Annotated in this window: 18 protein-coding genes and 1 tRNA gene; 6 read left to right on the top strand and 13 right to left on the bottom strand. The window is 60.0% G+C overall.

Going from position 1 to position 21,502, the window contains the following annotated elements:
- Positions 1 to 3 precede the first annotated feature (3 nt).
- Positions 4 to 1,557, bottom strand: coding sequence for a methionine--tRNA ligase (gene metG, locus BJ928_RS25915; protein WP_047633383.1), 1,554 nt, complete (start codon positions 1,555 to 1,557; stop codon positions 4 to 6).
- Between the two features lie 210 nt (positions 1,558 to 1,767).
- On the opposite strand from metG, the gene BJ928_RS25910 reads away from it, so the two are divergent.
- The 3 genes from BJ928_RS25910 to BJ928_RS25900 all read left to right on the top strand — a co-directional run bounded on the left by BJ928_RS25910 (position 1,768) and on the right by BJ928_RS25900 (position 6,222).
- Complete coding sequence (locus tag BJ928_RS25910) at positions 1,768 to 2,607, top strand: sulfite exporter TauE/SafE family protein (RefSeq protein ID WP_052227783.1); 840 nt, start codon at positions 1,768 to 1,770, stop codon at positions 2,605 to 2,607.
- Between the two features lie 171 nt (positions 2,608 to 2,778).
- On the top strand, positions 2,779 to 3,405 hold the full coding sequence (locus BJ928_RS25905; RefSeq protein WP_047633384.1) for a cysteine hydrolase: 627 nt from the start codon (positions 2,779 to 2,781) through the stop codon (positions 3,403 to 3,405).
- 330 nt (positions 3,406 to 3,735) lie between these two features.
- Entirely contained in the window at positions 3,736 to 6,222 is a 2,487-nt protein-coding gene (locus BJ928_RS25900) for a glycogen/starch/alpha-glucan phosphorylase (RefSeq protein ID WP_245432538.1), read from the top strand.
- 138 nt (positions 6,223 to 6,360) lie between these two features.
- Here the strand turns inward: BJ928_RS25900 and BJ928_RS25895 are convergent, their stop codons facing one another.
- From BJ928_RS25895 to BJ928_RS25865, 7 genes are all read right to left on the bottom strand, one after another.
- On the bottom strand, positions 6,361 to 7,392 hold the full coding sequence (locus BJ928_RS25895; RefSeq protein WP_047633385.1) for a DNA polymerase III subunit delta': 1,032 nt from the start codon (positions 7,390 to 7,392) through the stop codon (positions 6,361 to 6,363).
- Positions 7,389 to 8,066, bottom strand: a complete 678-nt coding sequence (tmk, locus tag BJ928_RS25890; RefSeq protein ID WP_047633386.1) for a dTMP kinase — start codon at positions 8,064 to 8,066, stop codon at positions 7,389 to 7,391. The genes BJ928_RS25895 and tmk overlap by 4 nt, the downstream gene beginning before the upstream one ends.
- 153 nt (positions 8,067 to 8,219) lie before the next feature.
- Positions 8,220 to 9,431 carry a D-alanyl-D-alanine carboxypeptidase family protein gene (locus BJ928_RS25885; protein WP_047633387.1) on the bottom strand — a complete coding sequence of 404 codons (1,212 nt, stop codon included), beginning with the start codon at positions 9,429 to 9,431 and terminating at the stop codon, positions 8,220 to 8,222.
- Between the two features lie 70 nt (positions 9,432 to 9,501).
- A complete protein-coding gene (locus BJ928_RS25880; protein ID WP_047633388.1) occupies positions 9,502 to 10,674 on the bottom strand; it encodes a septal ring lytic transglycosylase RlpA family protein in 1,173 nt (390 codons plus the stop codon).
- Positions 10,675 to 10,995: 321 nt separating this feature from the next.
- The gene (locus BJ928_RS25875; RefSeq protein ID WP_047633485.1) at positions 10,996 to 11,499 is read right to left on the bottom strand and encodes a GNAT family N-acetyltransferase; all 504 of its coding nucleotides are present in this window, start codon (positions 11,497 to 11,499) and stop codon (positions 10,996 to 10,998) included.
- Positions 11,500 to 11,577: 78 nt separating this feature from the next.
- On the bottom strand, positions 11,578 to 12,450 hold the full coding sequence (locus BJ928_RS25870; RefSeq protein ID WP_047633389.1) for a sigma-70 family RNA polymerase sigma factor: 873 nt from the start codon (positions 12,448 to 12,450) through the stop codon (positions 11,578 to 11,580).
- The gene (locus tag BJ928_RS25865; protein ID WP_082011902.1) at positions 12,443 to 13,066 is read right to left on the bottom strand and encodes a flavodoxin family protein; all 624 of its coding nucleotides are present in this window, start codon (positions 13,064 to 13,066) and stop codon (positions 12,443 to 12,445) included. Before BJ928_RS25865 ends, BJ928_RS25870 begins: the two co-directional genes overlap by 8 nt.
- Before the next feature lie 222 nt (positions 13,067 to 13,288).
- On the opposite strand from BJ928_RS25865, the gene BJ928_RS25860 reads away from it, so the two are divergent.
- Positions 13,289 to 14,044: an FkbM family methyltransferase gene (locus tag BJ928_RS25860; protein ID WP_047633390.1), complete on the top strand. Its 756-nt coding sequence runs from the start codon at positions 13,289 to 13,291 to the stop codon at positions 14,042 to 14,044.
- Positions 14,045 to 14,133: 89 nt separating this feature from the next.
- On the opposite strand, the gene BJ928_RS25855 is transcribed toward BJ928_RS25860, so the two are convergent.
- A tRNA-Ser gene (locus tag BJ928_RS25855) sits at positions 14,134 to 14,223 on the bottom strand.
- Between the two features lie 716 nt (positions 14,224 to 14,939).
- On the opposite strand from BJ928_RS25855, the gene BJ928_RS25850 reads away from it, so the two are divergent.
- On the top strand, positions 14,940 to 15,536 hold the full coding sequence (locus BJ928_RS25850) for a DNA-3-methyladenine glycosylase (protein ID WP_047633391.1): 597 nt from the start codon (positions 14,940 to 14,942) through the stop codon (positions 15,534 to 15,536).
- A gap of 71 nt (positions 15,537 to 15,607) precedes the next feature.
- Here the strand turns inward: BJ928_RS25850 and BJ928_RS25845 are convergent, their stop codons facing one another.
- The 4 genes from BJ928_RS25845 to BJ928_RS25830 all read right to left on the bottom strand — a co-directional run bounded on the left by BJ928_RS25845 (position 15,608) and on the right by BJ928_RS25830 (position 19,419).
- Positions 15,608 to 17,152 carry a DHA2 family efflux MFS transporter permease subunit gene (locus BJ928_RS25845; RefSeq protein WP_047633392.1) on the bottom strand — a complete coding sequence of 515 codons (1,545 nt, stop codon included), beginning with the start codon at positions 17,150 to 17,152 and terminating at the stop codon, positions 15,608 to 15,610.
- On the bottom strand, positions 17,145 to 18,371 hold the full coding sequence (locus BJ928_RS25840) for an HlyD family secretion protein (protein ID WP_047633393.1): 1,227 nt from the start codon (positions 18,369 to 18,371) through the stop codon (positions 17,145 to 17,147). Before BJ928_RS25840 ends, BJ928_RS25845 begins: the two co-directional genes overlap by 8 nt.
- Positions 18,364 to 18,828, bottom strand: a complete 465-nt coding sequence (locus BJ928_RS25835; RefSeq protein ID WP_047633394.1) for a MarR family transcriptional regulator — start codon at positions 18,826 to 18,828, stop codon at positions 18,364 to 18,366. The genes BJ928_RS25840 and BJ928_RS25835 overlap by 8 nt, the downstream gene beginning before the upstream one ends.
- 309 nt (positions 18,829 to 19,137) lie before the next feature.
- The gene (locus BJ928_RS25830) at positions 19,138 to 19,419 is read right to left on the bottom strand and encodes a hypothetical protein (RefSeq protein ID WP_047633488.1); all 282 of its coding nucleotides are present in this window, start codon (positions 19,417 to 19,419) and stop codon (positions 19,138 to 19,140) included.
- Positions 19,420 to 19,599: 180 nt separating this feature from the next.
- Between BJ928_RS25830 and BJ928_RS25825 the strand changes: the two genes are divergently transcribed.
- Complete coding sequence (locus BJ928_RS25825) at positions 19,600 to 21,492, top strand: peptidylprolyl isomerase (protein ID WP_047633395.1); 1,893 nt, start codon at positions 19,600 to 19,602, stop codon at positions 21,490 to 21,492.
- The last annotated feature ends 10 nt before the right edge of the window (positions 21,493 to 21,502 follow it).

Here is a 21,502-nt window from a genome sequence, read left to right as displayed (position 1 = left end):
ACCTTATTCGGCAGTCGGCGCGACATAGCGCGGGAAGACCGGTTTGGGGGCTTCCAGCGGCGTTCCGGCAACGAGGCGACCTGCCTCGCCGAGCGCCGCGAAATCACGCTTGTCGGCAGGGATGGCAATGAGATCCAAGAGCTTAGCCGAGGATTCCGGCATGAACGGCTGCAGCAGAATGCCGATCTGGCGCACGACGTCGGCCGTGACATAAAGCACGGTCGCCATGCGGGCCGGGTCGGTCTTCTTCAGCGCCCAGGGCTCCTGGCTGGCGAAATAGCGGTCCGTCTCGGACACAACGGCGATGATGGAAGCAAGAGCGCGGTGAATGAGCTGCTTGCCCATGTCGTCGCGCGTCGAGGCCAGCAAGCCATCGGCCTGCGCCAGAAGCGCCTTGTCCTCGTCGGTCAGCGCGCCGCATTCCGGGATCTGGCCGTCGCAGTTCTTGACGATCATCGACAGCGAGCGGCTGGCGAGGTTGCCGATGCCGTTGGCGAGATCGGAGTTGATGCGCGTGCCGATCGCCTCTTCGCTATAGCTGCCGTCCTGGCCGAAGGAGACTTCGCGCAGGAAGAAATAGCGCACCTGGTCGAGGCCGAAATGGTTCACAAGGTTGACCGGGTCGACGACGTTGCCGAGCGACTTCGACATCTTCTCGCCCTTGTTGAGCAGGAAGCCGTGGGCATAGACGCGCTTCGGCAGCGGCAGCTTCGCCGACATCAGGAAGGCCGGCCAATAGACCGCGTGGAAGCGGATGATGTCCTTGCCGATGATATGCAGATCGGCCGGCCAGTATTTCGCCCGAGGATTGTTCCGATCCTCAAGATAGCCTGTCGCGGTCAGATAGTTCGTCAGCGCATCGACCCAGACATACATGACGTGCGCCGGGTCGTTCGGCACCTTGATGCCCCAATCGAAGGTCGTGCGCGAAACCGACAGATCCTTCAGGCCCGATTTGACGAAGGAGATCACTTCGTTGCGGCGTTCGGCCGGGCCGATGAAATCCGGATTTTCCTCATAATGCTTCAGGAGACGGTCCTGGTATTCGGAGAGCTTGAAGAAATAGCTTGCCTCCTCCACCCACTCGACCGGCGTACCCTGCGGCCCGTAGCGCACGCCATCGGCGCGCAGCTCGGTTTCGTTTTCCTGGTAATAGGCTTCGTCGCGCACCGAATACCAGCCGGCGTAGGAATCCTTGTAGATGTCGCCGGCATCGGCCATCAGATTCCAGATGTTCTGCGAGGTCTCGTGGTGACGCGGCTGCGTCGTGCGGATGAAATCGTCGTTCGACGCGTTCAGCAGCTTGCCCATGGCCTGGAATTCGTCGGAATTGCGGTCTGCGAGCTGTTGCGGTTCCATGCCCTCTGCCCGCGCCGTCTGCTGCATCTTCTGGCCATGCTCGTCCGTGCCCGTCAGGAAGAAGACGTCGCGGCCATCGAGGCGCTGAAAGCGCGCCAGCGCATCGGTGGCGATCAGCTCGTAGGCATGGCCGATATGCGGCTTGCCGTTGGGATAGGCGATCGCGGTGGTGATGTAGAACGGAGTTTTTTCGGTCATGTCGGGCAGTGGTCCGCTTTTACTGTTACGTCGCTGTTATTCTTGCTCCGCTCGCTTTAGCGCATGTTTGCAGGGAGCGAAACACCAAGTTTCGCGACCGCAGCATTCAGAGCTTCGGGGTGGCGCTTTGCTTGACTCGACTCCGCCTCGCCTTTACGCCTTCGGGAGAGTGGAGCGCAGGACAGGCATGGTCGTGAATTTCATCAGTTTATGTATTGGCCTGCCCGACGGCTTCAAGAGGCCGTCAATTTGAGTTTCATCGATTCATTTCAACCGCTTTATTCCTTTTCCGGCTTTTTCGTCGGCATGTTGGTCGGCATAACCGGGGTGGGCGGCGGCTCGCTGATGACCCCCCTGCTCGTCCTTCTCTTCGGCGTCCATCCGGCGACTGCTGTCGGCACGGATCTGCTTTATGCGGCAATCACCAAGACGGCGGGAACCGCCGTCCACGGCATGCATGGGCGAGTCAATTGGAAGGTCGTCAGTCTTCTCGCGTCCGGCAGCGTCCCGGCGGCGCTCGCCATGCTCTGGATCATGGCCGGCGTCAATCGCGAAAGCCCCGCCGTCGCTCATACCATTACGCTGTCGCTCGGCTGTCTTCTGCTTCTGACGGCGCTGATGCTGATTTTCCGCGGCCAGATTCTGGAGGCCATTCGCAAATGGCGCGGCGAACGCGGAACGCTGTCGCCGCGCAGCATCGCCCTGCTGACGGTCATGCTCGGCCTGACGCTCGGTATTCTCGTCACCATGACATCCGTCGGCGCCGGCGCGCTCGGCGTCACGATGTTGTTGGTGCTCTATCCCCAGATGGACGTCCGCGAAATCGTCGGCTCCGACATTGTCCATGCCGTGCCGCTGACCCTGATCGGCGGCATGGGCTACTGGTTCATCGGCGAGATCAACTGGACGATGCTCTTCGCGCTGCTGGTGGGCTCTATTCCGGGCATCGTCGCCGGTAGCCTGCTGGCCCCCCGCCTGCACGAGCGATCCGTGCGGATCATTCTGGCCGTGACGCTGGCTGTCGTCGCCTGGAAGCTGATCTTTCCCTGAGGCTTTTCACTGGGATAGAGTGAGACCCGACAACCTGGTTTGGTTATCGGACGGAGCATTGCGCCAGACGCGGATGAATTGTGAATTTCCGCAGTGCCAATGCCGATGCTATGCAAGGGGACGCGCTTACCCTAAAAAGAATTCTCGACTGCAGTCAGGGATGTTACGCCGATGACCGTACCCACGACGCTCGCCGATTGGCTTTCTCCAAATCGAACCGCCTTGCTGGTGTATGACATGCAGATCGGTATCGCTCGGCAGGTCAAAGGCTCGGATGAAACGGTCCGGCGCATTGCAACGATCGTAGCTGCTGCCAGAAGTGCCGGCATCCGAGTGGCTTTCTGCCGCCATCTTTCATTGCCCAAGCCTTGGATGGGTTTGTTTGCTACCCGCATGGCGATGGCTTGGCAGCGCACCGATGACCCGCAAAAAGTGCATCCCTGGTTCCTCAGGGGTAGCGAGGCGGTCGAGATCGTGCCGGAGCTTCGTCCCCAGGAGCAGGACTTCGTCTTTGACAAGCTCGGCATGTCGGCTTTCGAAGGAACACCGTTGCAGCTGGCCATGCGCGATGCGGGACTTTCCTCGCTGGCAATTTGCGGCATCGCCACGGAAATCGGCATCGAACCGACGTGCAGGCATGCCGCCGATCTGGGCATTGTTCCCATCGTCATCGAAGATGCTTGCGGTCATGGAGACCAAGTAGCGGCCAACCGTACTTTCGATGCATTGCGTTTCCTCGGCGATACGATCGTGACGACCTCGAGCGAGTTTGTAGGTGCCATCTCCGGCACGCGATGAAGACCACCGGTTCACTGTATCGGTGAGCGGCCGCCATATGATCTGACAGAGCAACGCCGCCGTCTCATGGAGGATGGCAATCAGGCGATAGAGCGCTGGTTCCCTCGCCCGGCGACAATTTCCCGCTTCGCGCATCCAATTCGCTGTAGCTCGCCTTGTGGCCGGTGAGACTGTCCCCTGAGGCGGACGTCCACTGACGGTCAGGATGCGTCACATTTCTGCGGTCGAAAAATCGTAACGTCCGTCGAATGTTGGCGAATACGCTCCCTCGGGCGGCGAAGGCCGGAGCGTGCATTATAAAATCTCTAATTGATTTCAAAGGAGAAGGTTGTGGACGAATTGATTCATGCCGATGCTGCCGAAAAGCATGCCCATCTCCCAAATCTCAGTTCCATGCCTTACCTCGGCCAAGCCGATACGTTTTTCGAGCGTCATCTTATTTCCGACGCACTGGTCGAGCCGGCAACGGCCTATCAGCGACAGCGCTTCGAGGCCATGGCGCGTTCGGTTCGCGATATCCTGGCTGAACGCTGGATCAGGACGCAGCGCACCTACGACCAGGCAAATCCGAAGCGCGTCTATTATATGTCGATGGAATTCCTGATCGGCCGCTCCATGAGCAACAACGTCATGAACCTCGTGCTTGACCGGTTCATCGAAAATACCAGCCGCGAGGCGAACCTCGACTGGCTCGATCTTCTCGAGCAGGAGCCGGATGCCGGTCTTGGCAATGGTGGTCTCGGACGCCTGGCCGCCTGCTTCCTCGATTCCATGGCCAGCATGGAACTGCCGGCCATGGGTTACGGCCTGCGCTATGAATACGGCATGTTCCGCCAGGCGATCGAGGACGGCTGGCAGCACGAGCAGCCTGACAACTGGCTGCGTCGACAGGACCCGTGGGAAGTATCGCGCCGCGGCCAGTTCGTCGAGGTGAAGCTCGGATGCAGCTTCGAAATGCATCAGGGCGCGCTGACGATCATCGCCAACAAGCCTTCGACGCTCATCGGCGTTCCCTATGACCGGCCGATCGTCGGCTTCGGCGGAAAGACGATCAACAGCCTGCGTCTTTGGAGTGCTGCGGCGCCCGACTATTTCGATTTTCAGGAATTCAGCTCCGGCGATTTCGTCGGCGCGCTTGTCGGTAGCATCGCCGCCCAGACGCTGACACGGGTACTCTATCCCGATGATTCCACCGAGATGGGACAGAGCTTGCGCTTCGCGCAGGAATATTTCCTGGTCGCCTGCTCGCTTGCCGATCTGTTGCGCCGCTTCCGCCGCGACAATGACGATTGGAACGAGCTTCCGAACAAGGTCGCCATCCAAATGAACGACACCCATCCGGCGCTGACCGTACCGGAGCTGATGCGCATCCTTCTCGACGAGGTGCATCTTGAGTGGGACCATGCCTGGAACCTGACACAGCGTACGCTCGCCTACACCAACCACACCCTCCTGCCGGAGGCGCTCGAGAAGTGGCCGCTGCATTATTTCCGGCAGATGCTGCCGCGCCAGCTCGAAATCATCTATGAAATCAATCGCCGTTTTCTCGACGACGTGCGCGATCGCCATCCAGGAGACGACAAGCTCGTCGAGCGTGTCAGCCTCATCGAGGAAGGACACGAAGACAAGGTCCGCATGGCGCATGTCGCGATCGTCGGATCGCACAGCACCAATGGCGTCGCCGCCATCCATTCGGAGCTGCTGCGGACGACGACGGTACGCGACTTTGCTGAGTTGTTTCCGGAGCGTTTCAACAACAAGACCAATGGCGTGACTCCGCGTCGTTGGGTGCGCCTTACCAATCCGGAGCTGTCGAACGTTATCTCCGAGGCGATCGGCGACCATTGGGTGAGCGATTTCGACCAGATCGGTCAACTGAAGCCGCTCGCCGACGATGCGGCATTTCGCGACGCCTTCCTCGGCGCAAAGCGCCATGCCAAGGTGCGGTTTGCCAATTGGCTGAAGGAAAGCAGCGGGCAGATCGTCGATCCCGATAGTATATTTGACTGCCACATCAAGAGAATTCACGAGTATAAGCGGCAATTGCTGAACGCGTTGCGCGTCATCATTCTCTACAACCGTCTGCGCGCCAATCCCGGCATGACCATGGCCCCGCGCACCTTCTTCTTCGCGGGCAAGGCGGCACCGGCCTACAAGGTCGCCAAGCTCATCATCAAGTTCATCAACAATCTCGCGCTGACGATCGAAAAGGATCCGCTGGTCGCGGGCCGGATCAAGGTGGTCTTCCTTCCGGACTATTGCGTTTCGCTCGCCGAGCGTCTCATTCCGGCCGCCGATGTCTCGAACCAGATTTCGACGGCTGGATTCGAAGCCAGCGGCACCAGCAACATGAAATTCATGATGAATGGTGCGCTTACGCTCGGCACGCAGGACGGTGCGACGATCGAAATGGCCGAAGAGGCCGGCGAGGAAAACTTCTTCCTATTCGGTCTGACCGCCCAGGAAGTCGCTGACAGTCGCAGCTGGTATAATCCCCATTGGCACTACGAGAATGATCAGGAAACGCGCCACGCGCTCGATCTGATCGCCCAGAACTATTTCAGTGCCAACGAACCGGGCGCGTTTTCGGCCCTGCATGACGTGCTGTTGAAAAACGGCGACCGTTACATGCATCTGGCGGATCTCGTTTCTTACCTGGAAGCCGACGAAGCATTAAGCGCGCTTTATGGCGATCGCGGCGGATGGGCGCGCAAGGCGATCCTCAACGTCGCCGGTTCGGGCAAATTCTCGTCCGACCGCGCCATCTCGCAATATGCCGAAGAGATCTGGGGCATGAAGCCCTGCCCGGTTGCGTGAGGCAGGCGCGACCATAGCGAATACATATCGCTTGCGGCCTGAATGAAATCAGCTTCCGGCCGCAGACGACTGCTGTTCTCATCGCTCGTGATAGAGAAAAGTTCGTAGCAGCCTTCAGGCGGAGGCTGTGCGATGAAATTACGCCGAAAGCTGCTGCTTGAGCTCGCCAAGAATGGTGATGAGCGTCTGCTTGCGATCGAGATTATAGGCCTGCGAGACGTTCAGCCGCTCCGTGGTTTCCGAGTGCAGCCGGGCCAGTCTCTCGGCCGTTACAATGGAGCCGCCTAGTGCGGCAGCCCTGGCTCGCTCGATAATGTCGTCGCCGATATGCGACAGGAAGAAGCCGAAGATCGTATCGCTGTCCTTGCCGGAAAGTGCGTCGGCGAGCCGGTGCATGGCTTTGCGGGCGGCGGGCCCATCGGCCGAAAGTACCTGCCGATAGGCGTCGATGATCTCGCCGCCGCCATAGTTCAGCAGCTTGAGTGCCTCGCTGACACTGCCCTTGGCTGCGGTAAGCACGTCGCTCCCCTGCCCCGGCGGCACACCAAGATTTTCGAGCGCCCAGCGCAGGGGTTCGTTTTCGAGCGGCGCGAGCTTCAGGGGCAGGCAGCGCGAACGGATCGTTGGCAAGAGCCGGCCCGGTGCGTGCGACAGCACCAGGAACAAAGCGCGCTTCGGCGGTTCTTCAAGGATCTTGAGGATGGCGTTGGCTGCGCTGCGATTGAGATCGTCTGCGGGATCGATGATGACGATCCGCCAGTTGCCCGTGCCCGATGTCTGCGAGAAGAATTTCCCGGCGCGACGTACCTCGTCCACGGTAATCGCGGATTTCACTTTGCCGGTCTTGTCGTCGACCGGCCGGCTCAAATGCAGCAGATTGTGCGACGCACCGCCGGAAATCTGCCGGCTGACGACGGATGCCGGATCGGGATCGCCGATCGTCTCCGGCGCCGAAGCTGGATCGGGATTCGAGAGGACATGATTAGCAAAACGAAAGGCGAGCGTTGCCTTGCCGATGCCTTCGGGTCCCTCGATCAGCATGGCATGGTGGCCTTTGCCGGAACGATAGGACTGCGCAAGGAAGGCCTCCGCCTCCTCATGGCCGAAGAGCTTTACGTTGTCCTGCGGGGGGATTGCGCCATCGAGAACGCCAGGCCGTTCGTCGCTCATTGCGCAGCTTCCGATCGCGCGGCGATATCGGCTATACCGAGACGCTTGTCGATGATCCCGGCGATTTCCGCGGCGATCTCGTCTTCCGACTTTTGTGCATCGATGACATGGCAACGCTCCGGCTCGCGGGCGGCGATGTCGAGAAAGGCTTCGCGGCGCTTTTCATGCGTCTGCATCTCTTCCTTCTCGAAGCGGTCGGGCGAGGCCACGGTTGAGGCGCGCTTACGCGCGCGCTCCAGGCCCACCGCCGCCGGAATGTCGAGAATGAGCGTGCAGTCGGGAACGACGCCGTTGACCGCAACTCTTTGCAGGGCCTCGATATAGTCGGGCTCAAGATTGCCCGTCACGCCCTGATAGACGCGCGAGGAATCCATGAACCGATCGCAAAGGACGATGATGCTGCGCGCCAAAGCCGGGCGAATGACGTCCTCGACATGATCGTTTCGGGCGGCAGCAAAGAGAATGGCTTCCATGCGCGTGCCGAACATTTCCGCAGCGCCCGAAAGCAGGACATGCCGCACCGCCTCGGCGCCCGGCGAGCCGCCGGGTTCGCGCGTCACCAGAACCTCATGGCCACGCTCGCGCAACCGCTCGGCCAGGCGGCGGATCTGGGTGGATTTGCCTGCGCCCTCGCCGCCTTCGAAGCTTACGAATAATCCGTTTGCATCAGCCAATGATCATGTCCTGCACTTTTCGCGTGCCATTCCTTCGGCATGCGATACGCACCCTGTTTAACCCAAGACATGCCCCGGTGGAACCGTGCATGTCCCGGTGTCCGGCATTCTATATGGGGTGTGAACAAGGATTTCGCGAGCCATACGGGCCGCTCAGGTCGGCAAAGGCTTGTCCCACAGCCAGGAGAACAGCAGAGATTCGGTCAATTCCATAAAAGCATCGAAAGCACGTCGGCCCAAGGTGCCCTGCGCGACCGAATCCTTCGTATAAAGGGGCAGTTCGCGCACGAGGCGGGTCCCCAGGAATACGCGAAGGGTTCCGGCTTCATAACCTGCGGCAACCGGCGCCGTCAGGGGCCAGCGGTAGACGATACGCGCCGAGAGCCTGTCCGGCGTCTCCACAGGAACGTAGACGTCGACGGGTACCTTCGCCTGGAGGCCTACGGTGGAAGCGGCTCCACCATAGACGCTGGCATCGCCGATCACCTCGCCATCGGCGAAGATGCGCTGGCTCTTGAAATTGCTGAGACCCCATTCGAGGACGCGCCGCGTCTCCTCGATGCGATCCTTGTCGCTCTTCAAACCGCCAAGCGCCAGGAACAGCCTGCGGCCATCCCGCTGAATGGAGGTGACGATCGAAAAGCCCTCGCCGTCGGCAAAGCCCAGCCCCAGACCATCCACGCCGATATTGAGCAGAAGCATCGGGTTCTTGTTGCGCTGATAGATCTTGTTCCAGGTGAAATCGGCCTGCCCGAAATATTTGTAAAGGTCGGGATGCTTCTCCTGCAGGTCCTGCGCCAGCATCACCATCTCCCGCATGGAAACCTTGCCGCCGGCGTTGGGGTCGTTCGCATCCGGCAGACCGGTGGAATTGGTGAAGGTCGACCTGGACATGCCGATCTCCCTTGCGCGCGCCGTCATCCGCCTTGCGAATTCGCGCTCGCTGACGGACATGCCCTCCGCAAGAACGATGCAGCCGTCATTTGCCTGCTGCACGGCAACGCCCTGGATTAGATCTCCCACGCGTATGCGCGATTTCAATGCGGCGAACATCGTCGACGCCCGCGAAGGCGCACCGCCTGTCCGCCATGCGTTTTCCGAGACAGGATATTCGGTATCGGGGTTGATCTCCCCTCGCCCGATCGCATCGAAAACGACATCCAGCGTCATCAGCTTCGCAAGCGACGCCGGCGAAATCAGTTGATCCTCGTTTTTGGCAAGCAGGATGGTGCCGGTTGACGCCTCGATCATGAAGGCCTGCGCGGCCTTTGTGTCGAAGGCGCCTGGCGTGGCCGGCTGCGCAAGAGCCGCGACATTGCCGATACCGAGCAGGAAAAGGAACAAAAGAATCAAGCGCTTTGGCATATCGTCCCCTTCATCCAACCACCGGCACGATTATTTTAGTGACGGGTTAAGATTCAGGCAATGACGCCGATCAATCGACCTGCGTCGTGCCCTGATGCTGGCGGCGATAGGACGACAGGATCGATTCCTGTGTGAGCCCGTCATTGCGAACCATGACGGCATCGAAAGCGAGATCGACATAGACGGTCTTGACCGGTGCTTCCTGATAGCCGGCAACCATCGAACCCAGGGACTGGTTGTCGAGATTTGCCATACGAGGCGTAAAATCAGGTCGCTCGCGCGGGATCGGCCCGATCTGCGGCAGAACGATCATCACGGGCTCGGCGGACTCAACAGCAGGCATGGCGCCGCCGTTCCAGGTCATTGGCGGCGGATTGTTGCGCTTGTCGGCATTGTAAGCAGGCTTCGGCGCGTCAGCGAAGGCCGTTGCCGAATAAGGCGACTGGCGCGGCACGGGCGCGATCGCCGGCGTAGCATCAAAGCTGCGCACCTGACGGCTGACGCGCGTCGGTGTCGGCGTATACGAATCCGGCAGCTGATCCGCCGTCATGCGTCCGGCCGAAGCAACCATCACGCCGGTCGCAATCTGGCCGCCCGGATTGATGCCGGGCAGACGCGAGCCCTTCGGCGTGTAAGATGCCATCAGATAGGGTTCGTCATGACCGTCCATGCGGGCGCGGCCGACATACTGCACACGTACGTCGCCAGTGCCGCTGTGCTGGAGATCGAGGAGCTGCGCCGTCTTGTTGGAAAGGTCGATGATGCGGCCGGGATGGTAAGGACCGCGGTCGTTGACGCGCACGATGATCGATGAGCCGGTTTCGACATTGGTGACGCGCGCGTAGCTCGGCAACGGGAAAGTCGGATGCGCGGCGGTCAGCGATTGCTGGTCGTAGACTTCGCCGTTGGCGGTCAGGCGACCGTGAAACGCCGAGCCATACCAGGAGGCGATGCCGACCTTGTTATAGCCGAAATCTTCCTTGGGGTAATACCACTTGCCCTTCACCTGATAGGGATTGCCGACCATGAAGCGGCCGCCGCCCTTCGGCACGGGGCCGTTGTTGACGACGCGAGGGCTCGCCTTGACGCCATATTCCTTCTCGGAGAAATATTCCTTGCCGTGCTGGCGCGTCGAGGCGACCTTCTGAGTTGTGCCGCAGGCAGTGATGGTTGCGCACATCAGTGAGAGAGCAAACCAACGCATACCCGTTGCGTATGTCACTGCACGATTTTCGAATTTCATCTGTCCCAAGCCGCTACTCATTACTTTGACGGAGGTTTGCTACCGGATACGTCCCTCATTCCGGTATCCTGCTACGCTCCAATCACCTAACGGTGCTTTAATCATGATTGCAGTTTGTCCATTTTGCGATGCAAATTGAGCGCACCGAATAAATTCTGAAGATCATGGTTAATGCTCAGTAAAGCGTCGCCGGCCGCAAGTAGCGGCGATCGCCGGGTTCCCGCAAAGGTGCGGATCGACGTCGATCGTTCCGAACTGCGACAGCTGCAATCGTTTTGCCACTGCGATGGGATTGCGATGAACGGGTTTGGCGCAGTTCTTTCAGGCGTCTGTATCAAGACGCATCAGTATTTCGTCGTGATAGGTATCGCCGACCTTCAGCGCCTCGATATCGACGGCCCAGGCCTTGAAGCCAAGCGATTCATAAAGACGAATGGCGGCGGCATTGGACGAGACGACGGTAAGCCGGATCGAGCGGCAGGTGCGGCGTGCCTCGTCGAGCGCCGCGACCATCAGCAAGCGCGACAGGCCGGTGCCCCGCCCCTGCGGACGCACATACATGCCCCAGATCGTGGCGATGTGGCGCATCTTCACGCCTCTCGACCGAGCGACCGCGACGACGCCGACCAGAGCGCCATCATCAGCAAAGCCGCCAAACACGGCATTGCTCTCGATCCTGTCGCCAATCTGGGCAAGCGAATAAGCCTCTTCTTCCTCATGCGACGCACCGAAAGCTTCCGGATGACGGTTCAGGCCCTCCAGGCGGATCTCCCTGAACAGCGAAGTGTCGTCACGCTGAAGGCGGCGTATGCTGAAGTGCTGCATGCCCATCCTCTTTGCCAATGCGCCGCGCGGCGCGAAGAGGATGTCGGTTTCGCATCCCCTTCCTCACGCCGTCAACTGTCAATCTGGGATAGTGCCGATGATATGCTGCAGCTTGTCTGGATTGCGCGTGCAGTAGATGGCGACCACCTTGTCCTGTTCGATCTGCAGCGCGGTCGTCTGAACCACGTTACCGCCCTCTATCGTAACGAAGCCGGGCAAGCCGTCGATGACGGCATAGTGGATCAGCCGCGACGGTTGCGCGCGGAAAATTCGCGCCAATTGCTCATGAAGCAGCATGACGGCGGAAAGCCCGATATGTGGGCGCTGCGAGGTCGGCACCTTGCCGCCGCCATCGGCATAAACGACGATATCTTCGGAGAGCAGCGCCCGAAGAGACGCCATGTCTCCCGTTCTCGACGCCATGAAGAAGGCCGTCGCGAGCTTCAATCCCTGCTCCCTCCCCACAGCGAAGCGTGGTCGTGCCTCGGTGATATGGGCCCTTGCCCGGCTTGCAAGCTTGCGGCAGGTTGCAGCCTCGCGGCCGATCGCCGAGGAGACCTCATCGAAATCCATGCCGAAGACATCGTGCAGGAGAAAGGCGGCGCGCTCCAGAGGCGAAAGACGCTCCAGCGCCAACATCAGCGGCATGGTTATATCGTCGGCGGCGTCGTCCTCCTCCGGATCGAAGATCGGCTCCGGCAGCCAGGAGCCCACATAGGACTCTCGCCGACGACGGGCCGATTTCAGTTCATTGAGGCAGAGCCGGGTGACGATAGTCCGAAGAAATGCCGCCGGCTCGCGAACGGCGGCATGATCGCTTCCCCGCCAGCGCAGCCAGGCATTCTGCACGATGTCTTCGGCATCGGCGACCGACCCCAGCATCCGGTAGGCAAGCCGAACGAGGCGCGGGCGCAGCTCGGAGAAGATCGGGTCGGGAGGCGCGTCACTCATGGGTCGTGAGCTCTCGCGGAAACGCATTGACGTCGCGGCCGCGGGCAAATTGCAGCGTCGTCAGAGCCACTCGTCGACCGAGATGGCGCGCCGTGGCAAGATCGGCGGCAGGAGGTGCGGTGTCCGGGCCTTCATCCGTGTTCGCCTGCGCCGCTGCGCCGAGCCAGAATCCGAGACGGTTCATGTCTTCCTCCGAACCAGTCGAAGAGCAGTTCGCTGGCGGCAGATCGAGGCCGACCCAATGCATTCCGTGCTGGGCGGCGAAGATCACCATTTGCATCAGTGTCGAAAGCTTGTCACCGGATCGTGACCCGGAGGTGGTGAAGCCGGCTGCAATCTTGTCTTTCCAGAGATAGCCCCGGGCGAGAACCGCATTCGACGTCGCCTCCTGAAAGGCTTTGAACGGTGCGGAAACCGCGCCCATATAGGTGGGCGAGCCGAAGATGATCGCCTGTGCGGCATTGAGATCGCCCCAGTGGCGCTCTGCCTCGTCCACGGTCAATAGCATGGCTTCCACGCCGTCGATTTCGTCGATCCCTGCCCTGACGGCTTCGGCCTGCCGGCCCGTATGCCCATAGCCGCTATGATAGACGATTGCGATGTGCTGGCTGATCATTGTCATCTCCTTTGAAAATGGCGTTGCGAAGGACAAGACAAGGCAGAAATTTCCGATGTGACATGCTGCCGTCGGTTTTCTGCGTGACAAGCACAGGGTCGTTATTCTTGAATATTATGAATTAGTAATTATTGATAATAATAGGGTGATCTTGTAAGACTCCGGACGTTCAGTGAACCTGCTTGGGGCAGGTCATAAATGATGGTTAAGGGGGCGTAGCTGATGTCTGAAGTCTTCGAACCGTTCGTCGCTTGCGAGCGATTTGTCGGGCCGCACAGGTTCGATATTCATATTCTCGATGAACTCAGTCGGCAATGGTACGGCTACGCCGATCAATGGCAGAGCGAACGGCAGTGGTGGATCGACACCATCAAGCCGGGATCGACCGTTCTCGAATGCGGTGCCCATCAGGGCCTTACCACAGTTCTTCTGGCTCTATGCGCAGGACCGACTGGCCTGGTTCATGCCTGGGAAGCGTCTCCGGCCAATGCGGCTGTGATCGAGCGTAATGCAAAGCTGAACCGACTTGAAAACATCGTCGTCCATCCGCGCGCCGTTGGGGATCGGGAAGGTCTGCTGCCGGTTCTCGACAGCCAGGGTTCGCTTATGATGCTCGCGTCGGATCAGGATCCGAGACTGTCGACGAAGGTCCAAGTCGTCCGGCTCGACGATGATTACGACCATTCCAGAAAGGTCGATTTCCTGAAGATCGATGTCGATGGCGCCGATCTCGAAGTATTGCTCGGGGCGCCGAAGATCCTGTCTCAGCGACCCTACATCAATCTCGAACTGCACACCTACCTGTTCGACAACCCGGTAAAGACGGTTTCGACGATCATGGGAATCTTCCAGGATCTCAACTACAGCTTCAAGGTGGATGCCTATGACGGCAAGGACGTCGTCGACGTCGGTATGTCTCCGGATATCACCTGGCTGACAAGCTTCAAATTCGTCCAGCTTTTCTGCACGCCGGTTTAACGCCGGTCGCGAGATGACTCACGATAATTCCGGGCGGCATCGAAGCGGTGCCGCCTGTCCATTGAAAACGAGATTATTTTGCAAGGATATGGCGGAAGAGGTGGGATTCGAACCCACGGTACGGTTTCCCGCACGCCGGTTTTCAAGACCGGTTCCTTAAACCACTCGGACACTCTTCCATCTATTTGATATCAAGGTATTTTCTCCTCGACATCCAGTGTTGCGGCCGTGGTTCGCGACGCCTTGCAACGACTGCAGTTTCCGACTTGCGCTTATAGCGACTTGCGGAGCCGCGTCAACTTATTCGGTGGAGCTGCGGGCTGCGTTCCCGGCATAATACGCTCGTCGAAATGGTGGCCGTCGAACGGATCAAACATTCACCATGCTATGAGGAAGTGGCAGGCAAGCCAAGGATTGCGAAAGGCGGGCCCTGATAAAACAAAGGGGTCCGGCCAGCGGATGCGGCCGAACCCCCTTCGCCAGGTCAGGGGTCAAATCTGACTGAAGCAGGCTAATGATAAGAGAAGCTTATCTTTTGTCAATTATCGCCACGCAGAAGATCCGATCTCTTCCGTTTTGACAAATCAGGTCTGCGGGACGATATGCGCCGTCGTCCCCCCTGCTTGCCCGCTCAAACTATAGGTGGAGAAATCCTGTAGCCGGATCAATAGCTTGGATACCTTGAGCAAAACAGGCGACGGCGACCGATCTTGTCGACTACCGAAGTTGGATGCTCGGCCAACACACTCGTTCGAATTCGGCACGGTGAAAATCGACGGTATCGAGACCGGTTGCCTGCCATGTCTTCACGGAAATGTGTAGGAAAGGAATTTCCAAAGCGTCGCGCCTCTTTTAGGAAAGGTTGGCATCGACCACTTCGGATATCCCCTCGCCCATGACATTCAACGACGACTCTCAATCTCTCGGCCCCCGGCCCCTCGCCGGTCCTGCCCTTGCTGTCTTTTTCGGCAGGGACGCCGTCAAGGTCGCCGCCGAGTTGATCGGAGCGCGCCTGACGGTGGCGGGCATCGGAGGGCGTATCGTTGAAACCGAGGCCTATCGGCCCGACGATGCGGCGTCCCACGCCTACAACGGGCCGACGCCGCGCAACACGGCCATGTTCGGGCCGGTGGGACATGTCTATATCTACCGCTCCTACGGCATTCACTGGTGCCTGAACTTCGTCTGTACCGGTGCGAGCGCCGTGCTCATCCGGGCGCTGGAGCCGGAGAGCGGCATCGAGGAGATGATAAGGCGGCGCGGCCTTGCGGATGTCGTCTCGCTTTGCAACGGACCGGGAAAACTCTCGCAAGCCCTTGCGGTCGACATAGGGCTCAATGGTCGCTCCCTGGATGCAGCGCCGTTCTCGTTTTCGCTTGCCGAACCGGTGCCCGTAGTGGCGGACAAGCGCATTGGCATCACGAAGAATGTCGATCCCCTCTGGCGGTTCGGAGCCGCCGGTTCGCGCTTCGTCAGTCGCCGTTTTCCGTAACCGAAAAAATAGCCGCCGGGGTGGCGCCCGGCGGCCATCAGCCACGCAGTGAAACTGGAAAGACTGCGTGACTATTCCATTGCGACGCTGTGGTCGACGGCCGGTGGCGCCTTCGGTTTGCGCAAGAGCACCAGCAGCGGCATGGCACAGATCGACATCAGCATCAGCAGCTTGAAGTCGTCGATATAGGCGATGATGGTCGCCTGGTTCGTAATCATGCCGTCGAGCGTCGCCCTGCCGACAGCGGTGAAGGGGCTCACGCCTTGAGCGGCTGTCGCTTCGAAATAGCGGTTGTACGGCGTCACATAGGTGGCAATGTTGGCGTGATTGACCTGCGTATTCTCCGTGATCAGCATCGAAACGACCGAAATGCCGACACTGGAGCCGATGTTGCGCGAGAGGTTGTAAAGCCCGGTCCCTTCACCGCGCATCTGCGCGGGCAACGTGGCAAAGGCGATCGTCGTCAGCGGCACGAAGAGGAAGCCGAGGCCGGCACCCTGGACGAAGCCGACCGATATCAGGGTCCATTGCGAGACGTTCGGCGTCCAACCGGTCATGTCGTACATGGCCCAGGCCGTCAGCGCGAGGCCGATGAACAGCAGCCAGCGGGTGTCCACCTTGCCGATCAGGCGCCCGACGAGGAACATGCAGACCATGGTGCCGACGCCGCGAGGCCCCATGACGATGCCGGCGGTTACGACCGGATAGCCCATCAGCGTCTGCAGATAGGGCGTCATCAGCGCCAGCGAAGCCAGATAGGTTACGCCAACGATAAAGATGAACAGGATGCTGACGGCAAAGTTCTGGTCCATGAAGAGCCGCGGATTGACGAAACTTCGCTCCGCCGTGAACATGTGCACGAGGAAAAGATAGAAGGCGCTGACGCAGACGAGTGCCTCGATGATGATCTCGGTCGAATAGAACCAGTCGAGCTGCTCGCCACGATCGAGGAAGAGCTGCAGGCCGGCAATCGCGAGTGAGAGCATGCCGAAGCCGAACCAGTCGAGTTTGGCAAGCGCATCAAGCTTCGTTTCCGTTACGTAGACGACGATGCCGAAGAAGGCGAGCGCGCCGATCGGCACGTTAATGTAGAACACCCAGCGCCAGCTGATATTGTCGGTCAGCCAGCCGCCGATGACGGGTCCAAGCACCGGCCCGACCATGACCGAGACGCCGAACAGGGCCATGGCGCGGCCGCGCTCCTCGACATTGTAGATATCGAGCAGAATGCCCTGCGACAGCGGTACGAGCGATGCGCCGAACAGGCCCTGCAGCAGGCGGAAGCCAACGATCTGTATCAACGATTCCGACAGGCCGCACAGGACCGAGGCGGCTACGAAGCCGGCGATCGCTACCAGCAATACGCGCTTGCGGCCGAACTTCGCCGAGAGGAAGCCCGAGGGCGGCGTCATGATCGCCGCTGCGACGATATAAGAGGTCAGCACCCAGTTGATCTGGTCGGAACTGGCTGAGACGTCGCCCTGGATATGCGGCAGGGCGACGTTGGCGATGGTGGTATCAAGCGCCTGCATGATGACGGACAGAATGACGCAGGCGGTGATCGCGCCGCGATTGGCGACGGGCGCTGCGGGTGAAGCGGCGGTAGCGTTACTCATGGTCCTGACCGCGGGAGTGGCCCAGCAGGTTGGTAATGAAATCAGGCAGGCCGCGGGCATGGCCTGTGTCGACACCGGCAACGACGCTCATCCCGACGCGCAACGGAGGCTTGTTCGCCGTGTCGTCGATGGTGATGATCATCGGTATGCGCTGGACGACCTTGACCCAGTTGCCGGTCGTGTTCTGCGCCGGCAGAAGCGAGAAGCTGGAGCCGGATGCCGGCGCGATGCTGGCGACCGTTCCCTTCCAGACCACACCCGGATAGGCGTCGACGGAGATATCGACCTTCTGGCCGGGGCGAACATAGGTGAGCTCGGTTTCCTTCGGGCTGGCGTTGATCCACATGTGAGTGGTCGAAACCAGCGAGAAGCCGGGTTGGGAAGCTGTCAGATAGGCACCGACCTGCAGCGAGGGCACATTGGCGGTCACGCCGTCGAAGGGAGCCTTCACGACCGTATCGTCAAGTTCGCGCTGCGCATTGTCGACTGCGGCCTTGGCCTGCAGATAGAGCGGGTTCTGTTCGGGGGGCAGGTCGGCCGTCCCTTCGCCACCCAACTGCGCGAGAGTCGCAGCCGCCGTCGCCTTTGCGACCAATACCTTTTGCTGCGCGGCTTCGAGATTGTGTCTGGCCTGGTCGAGAGCTGCCTTGGATGCGACCGAGTTGGTGATCAGGTTCTGCTGGCGGTCGAATTCGGTCTGATAGTAAGGCAGGTCGGCCTGTGCCTGGGTGATTTCGGCCAGTGACTGCTGATAGCTCGCCTGCAGGTTCAGGATCTGGTTCCTGGCGTTGCCGAGCTGGGCCTTTGCGCCTTCGAGCGCGATCCGGAACGAATCGGGCTTCAGGCGGAACAGCACCTGCCCTTTCCTGACGGTTTCGTTTTCATGCACGTCGACCGAGATCACCGTGCCGGAGACGTCGGTGGAAACGCCCACCATGTCGGCCTGGATATAGGCATTGTCCGTGGACATGATCTGTCCGCCGGTGACGTAATAATAGCCGCCGACGACAAGCGCGATCGGCAGCAGGGCGAACATGACCGGTCGCGTCAGGCTGCGGCGCCTGCGCGGCGTCTCGGGAGGCGCCGCGGCTACGGGCGGAGCGGTCGTCGAAGGTTGCTGCGCCGGATTTGAGGACGGAGCCTCGGCGACGGGAGCTTGATTTTGTTCGGAGGAATTTACGTTCGCGGGTACGCGAAGTGAAGAAGATGCGTCAGCCATGTTGTAACTCTTTGTCGACTGCCTTCGAACGGCAGGCGCTAATCAGGTTCGACTTCATAAGGGTAAGCAGTTCATAGAGGCGTTCTTGATCTTCCGAAGAGGCGCCATCGAGCGCCTCCTGGCGGGTCTCCTCGCCTATACCGCGCATGGCATCCATCAACGGTCGTGCCTCTTCGCGCATGTAAAGGAGCCAGCTGCGCCGATCGTTGGGATGCTGGCGGCGTTCCACAAGGCCCCGTTCGCTCAACTTGTCCAGGATACGAACCAGGGTGATCGGCTCGATTTCCAGAATCTCTGCCAATCCGGCCTGATGGATACCTTCGTTGTTTGCGAGGTAGGCAAGCGTTTGCCATTGCGAGCGTGTCAGCCCCAAATCCTTCGCGCGCTGTTCGAATCGCTTCCGAAGAAGCCGCGCGACGTCATGGAGAAGGAAGCCGACTGTGGGCGACGAGGTCATGATATGGGGAGCCTGCTATTGATAAGCAACCTTATAATTACTGTTACGTATAGTAAGCGCCCATGTGATACAAGAGGGTGCGCGCTCAACAAATAGCGATGGTCAAGATGTCGCAGGGAGTGTCGCAAAGATGTCGCACCGGGCGGCGGCTATACGGCGCGCAGCGCTATTCGCAATGTATGCGTGCAGATATCGGTACTGATCGACAATTGAAAAGGCGCGGACCATTGATCCGCGCCTTTTCGGCAGTTTCGCAAATGGATGGGCACGTGGGGCTTGCGCCATCCCTGGGAGAGTTAAGCCTGTGGCTTAGCGTCGGCTAAGAAGACCGATGAGATAGCCGATGCCCGCTGCGGCGGCGACCATGAAGATCGGCTCCTCGCGAACTCTCTCACGCAACTGCTCCGTAATCTCCTGGGCCTCCTCGGCGACGACAGACTTTGCTCCCTGCCCCACGGCCGCAACGCTTTGCGACAGCTTTGCCAGATCCTCGCGCAATGCTGCGACCTGGGCGGCAAGATCCTCCATTGCCGTTTCCGTTTGTGCTCGCGCTGAAGACGACTGACTGGAAGCTGATTTCGTCTCTGCCATCGTGTGCTCCTTGTGTTTCCGTGTTGCTAAAACGCTGCCGTCCATCAAAGGTTCCGGCACATCCGCGCCTCGTCAAGCGATTTCCCGACTGGCTCTTCAATTCCGGTTCGGATTGCTCTAAGGAACTTCGATTGTTTCGCCTGCGGGCGAAGACTTGATGATGACGAGGTTTGCTTTCCGATGTTCGAAGTGCTGAGAAAAATCGCCCAGACCTGGGTTGCCAAGGGTTTGTTGCTTCTTCTTGCGGCAGCCTTCGGTGTGTGGGGCGTCGAGCGCTCCCTCATCTCCGGTGGCAATAGCACTACCGTTGTCACGGTCGGCGATCAGCACATCGATACCAACGAATTCCGCCTCGCCTATCGCCGCCAGATCCAGGCGATAAGCCAGCAACTGCGCATGCAAATCACGCCGGAGCAGGCACGCGCCTTTGGCATCGGGCAGCAGACGGTGGCGCAGCTCGTTGCCGGCGCATCGCTCGATCAGCTTGCCGCCGACATGAACCTCGGGCTTTCTCAGGACCGCCTCGCCAAGCTCATCGGCGACGATCCGGCCTTCAAGGCCGCGAACGGCGCCTTCGATCGCCAGAAATTCGATATGCTTCTGCGCAACAGCAGTATCTCTCCTGACGATTACATCAAGGAACGCAGCAAGGTCGCGATCCGCAGCCAGATCGTCGAGGCGGTATCGAACGGCTTTACCGCGCCGAAGGTTCTTGTCGATGCCGTCAAGCAGTATCACGACGAGACGCGCAGCATCGATTATCTGCTGCTGACCAACGCCAATATCGATCCCGTCAAGGCGCCGGCCGACGATGTCCTGCAGAAGTGGTTCGATGGCGTGAAGTCGAAATATCGCGCGCCCGAATATCGCAAGTTCGCCTATGTGAAGCTTCAGTCCGAGGATATCGCCGATACGGCAAGCGTTACGGATGACGAAGTGCGTGCCCAGTTCGACAAGCGCAAGGACAGCTTCACCACTCCGGGAACCCGCACGATCGAGCAGCTGACCTTCGCCAACAAGGATCTCGCCAACGCGGCCGCCGACGCCCTGAAGACGGGAACCACCTTCGATCAGCTCGTATCCGACCAGGGCAAGAAGCCGTCCGACGTGCTGCTCGGCACCTTCACTAAGGATCAGGTGCCGGACAAGACGGTTGCCGATGCTGCCTTTGCCGTCACCAAGGAAGGTGGCACCAGCCCCGTCGTCGAAGGTTCGTTCGGCCCGGTCATCCTGCGCGTAACCAACGTGAAGGCTGAAACGGCGAAGAACTTCGACGAGGTCAAGGAAGATATCCGCAAGCAGATTGCGCTCGGCAACGCTGCCAACGAAATCACCAGCGTCCATGACAAGTTCGAGGACCTGCGAGGCTCCGGCGCATCGCTGCAGGAAGCGGCGTCGCAGCTCAAGCTGAAACTCGTCACCATCGATGCGATCGATCAGGCCGGCCTCGATCAGAACGGCAACGAGATCAAGGATCTGCCCGCTCGCCAGCAGCTGATTTCGGAAGTCTTCAAGGCCGATCAGGGCGGCAACCCCGCACCGCTGACGGTCGGCAACGACGGCTACATCTGGTACGACGTCATGAACGTCACGCCCGACCATGATCGCCCGCTTGCCGAAGTCCGTGAAAAGGCGGTTGCCGATTGGACAGCCGAGCAGCAGAAGATCGCGCTCGCCGCCAAGGCGGCCGAGCTGAAGCAGGAAGCGCAAAAGGGCAAGTCGCTTGCCGATATCGCAGCGCCGCTTGGCATTGCCGTTGAAAGCAAGACCGGCGTCATGCGCTCGACGGACGATCCGGTTCTGGGCCGGGGCGGCATCGCCGCCGCCTTCTCCGGCCCGGTCGATACGGCTGCGAACGCCGTGGGTGCGGATGACACGACGCAGATCCTGCTCAAGGTCACCGATGTCAACGACAATCCGACGACCGATGCGCTGAGCAACGACGACCAGCAGGTCGCCCAGATTGCCAACGCCGCAGGCGACGACATCCTCGACCAGATAGTCGGCCAGCTGCAGTCCAAATACGCCGTAACGGTCAACCAGAATCTCGCCGAACAGGCGATGTCCCGCTAGGCCCGCTCGG

Origin of the sequence: Rhizobium sp. WW_1 (genome assembly GCF_003610155.1) — a bacterium.
In the GTDB taxonomy this organism is placed as follows: Bacteria; Pseudomonadota; Alphaproteobacteria; order Rhizobiales; family Rhizobiaceae; genus Rhizobium; species Rhizobium tropici_A.
The sequence above is the reverse complement of the archived record's forward strand: the minus strand, read 5'-3'. Positions and strand labels throughout refer to the sequence as shown.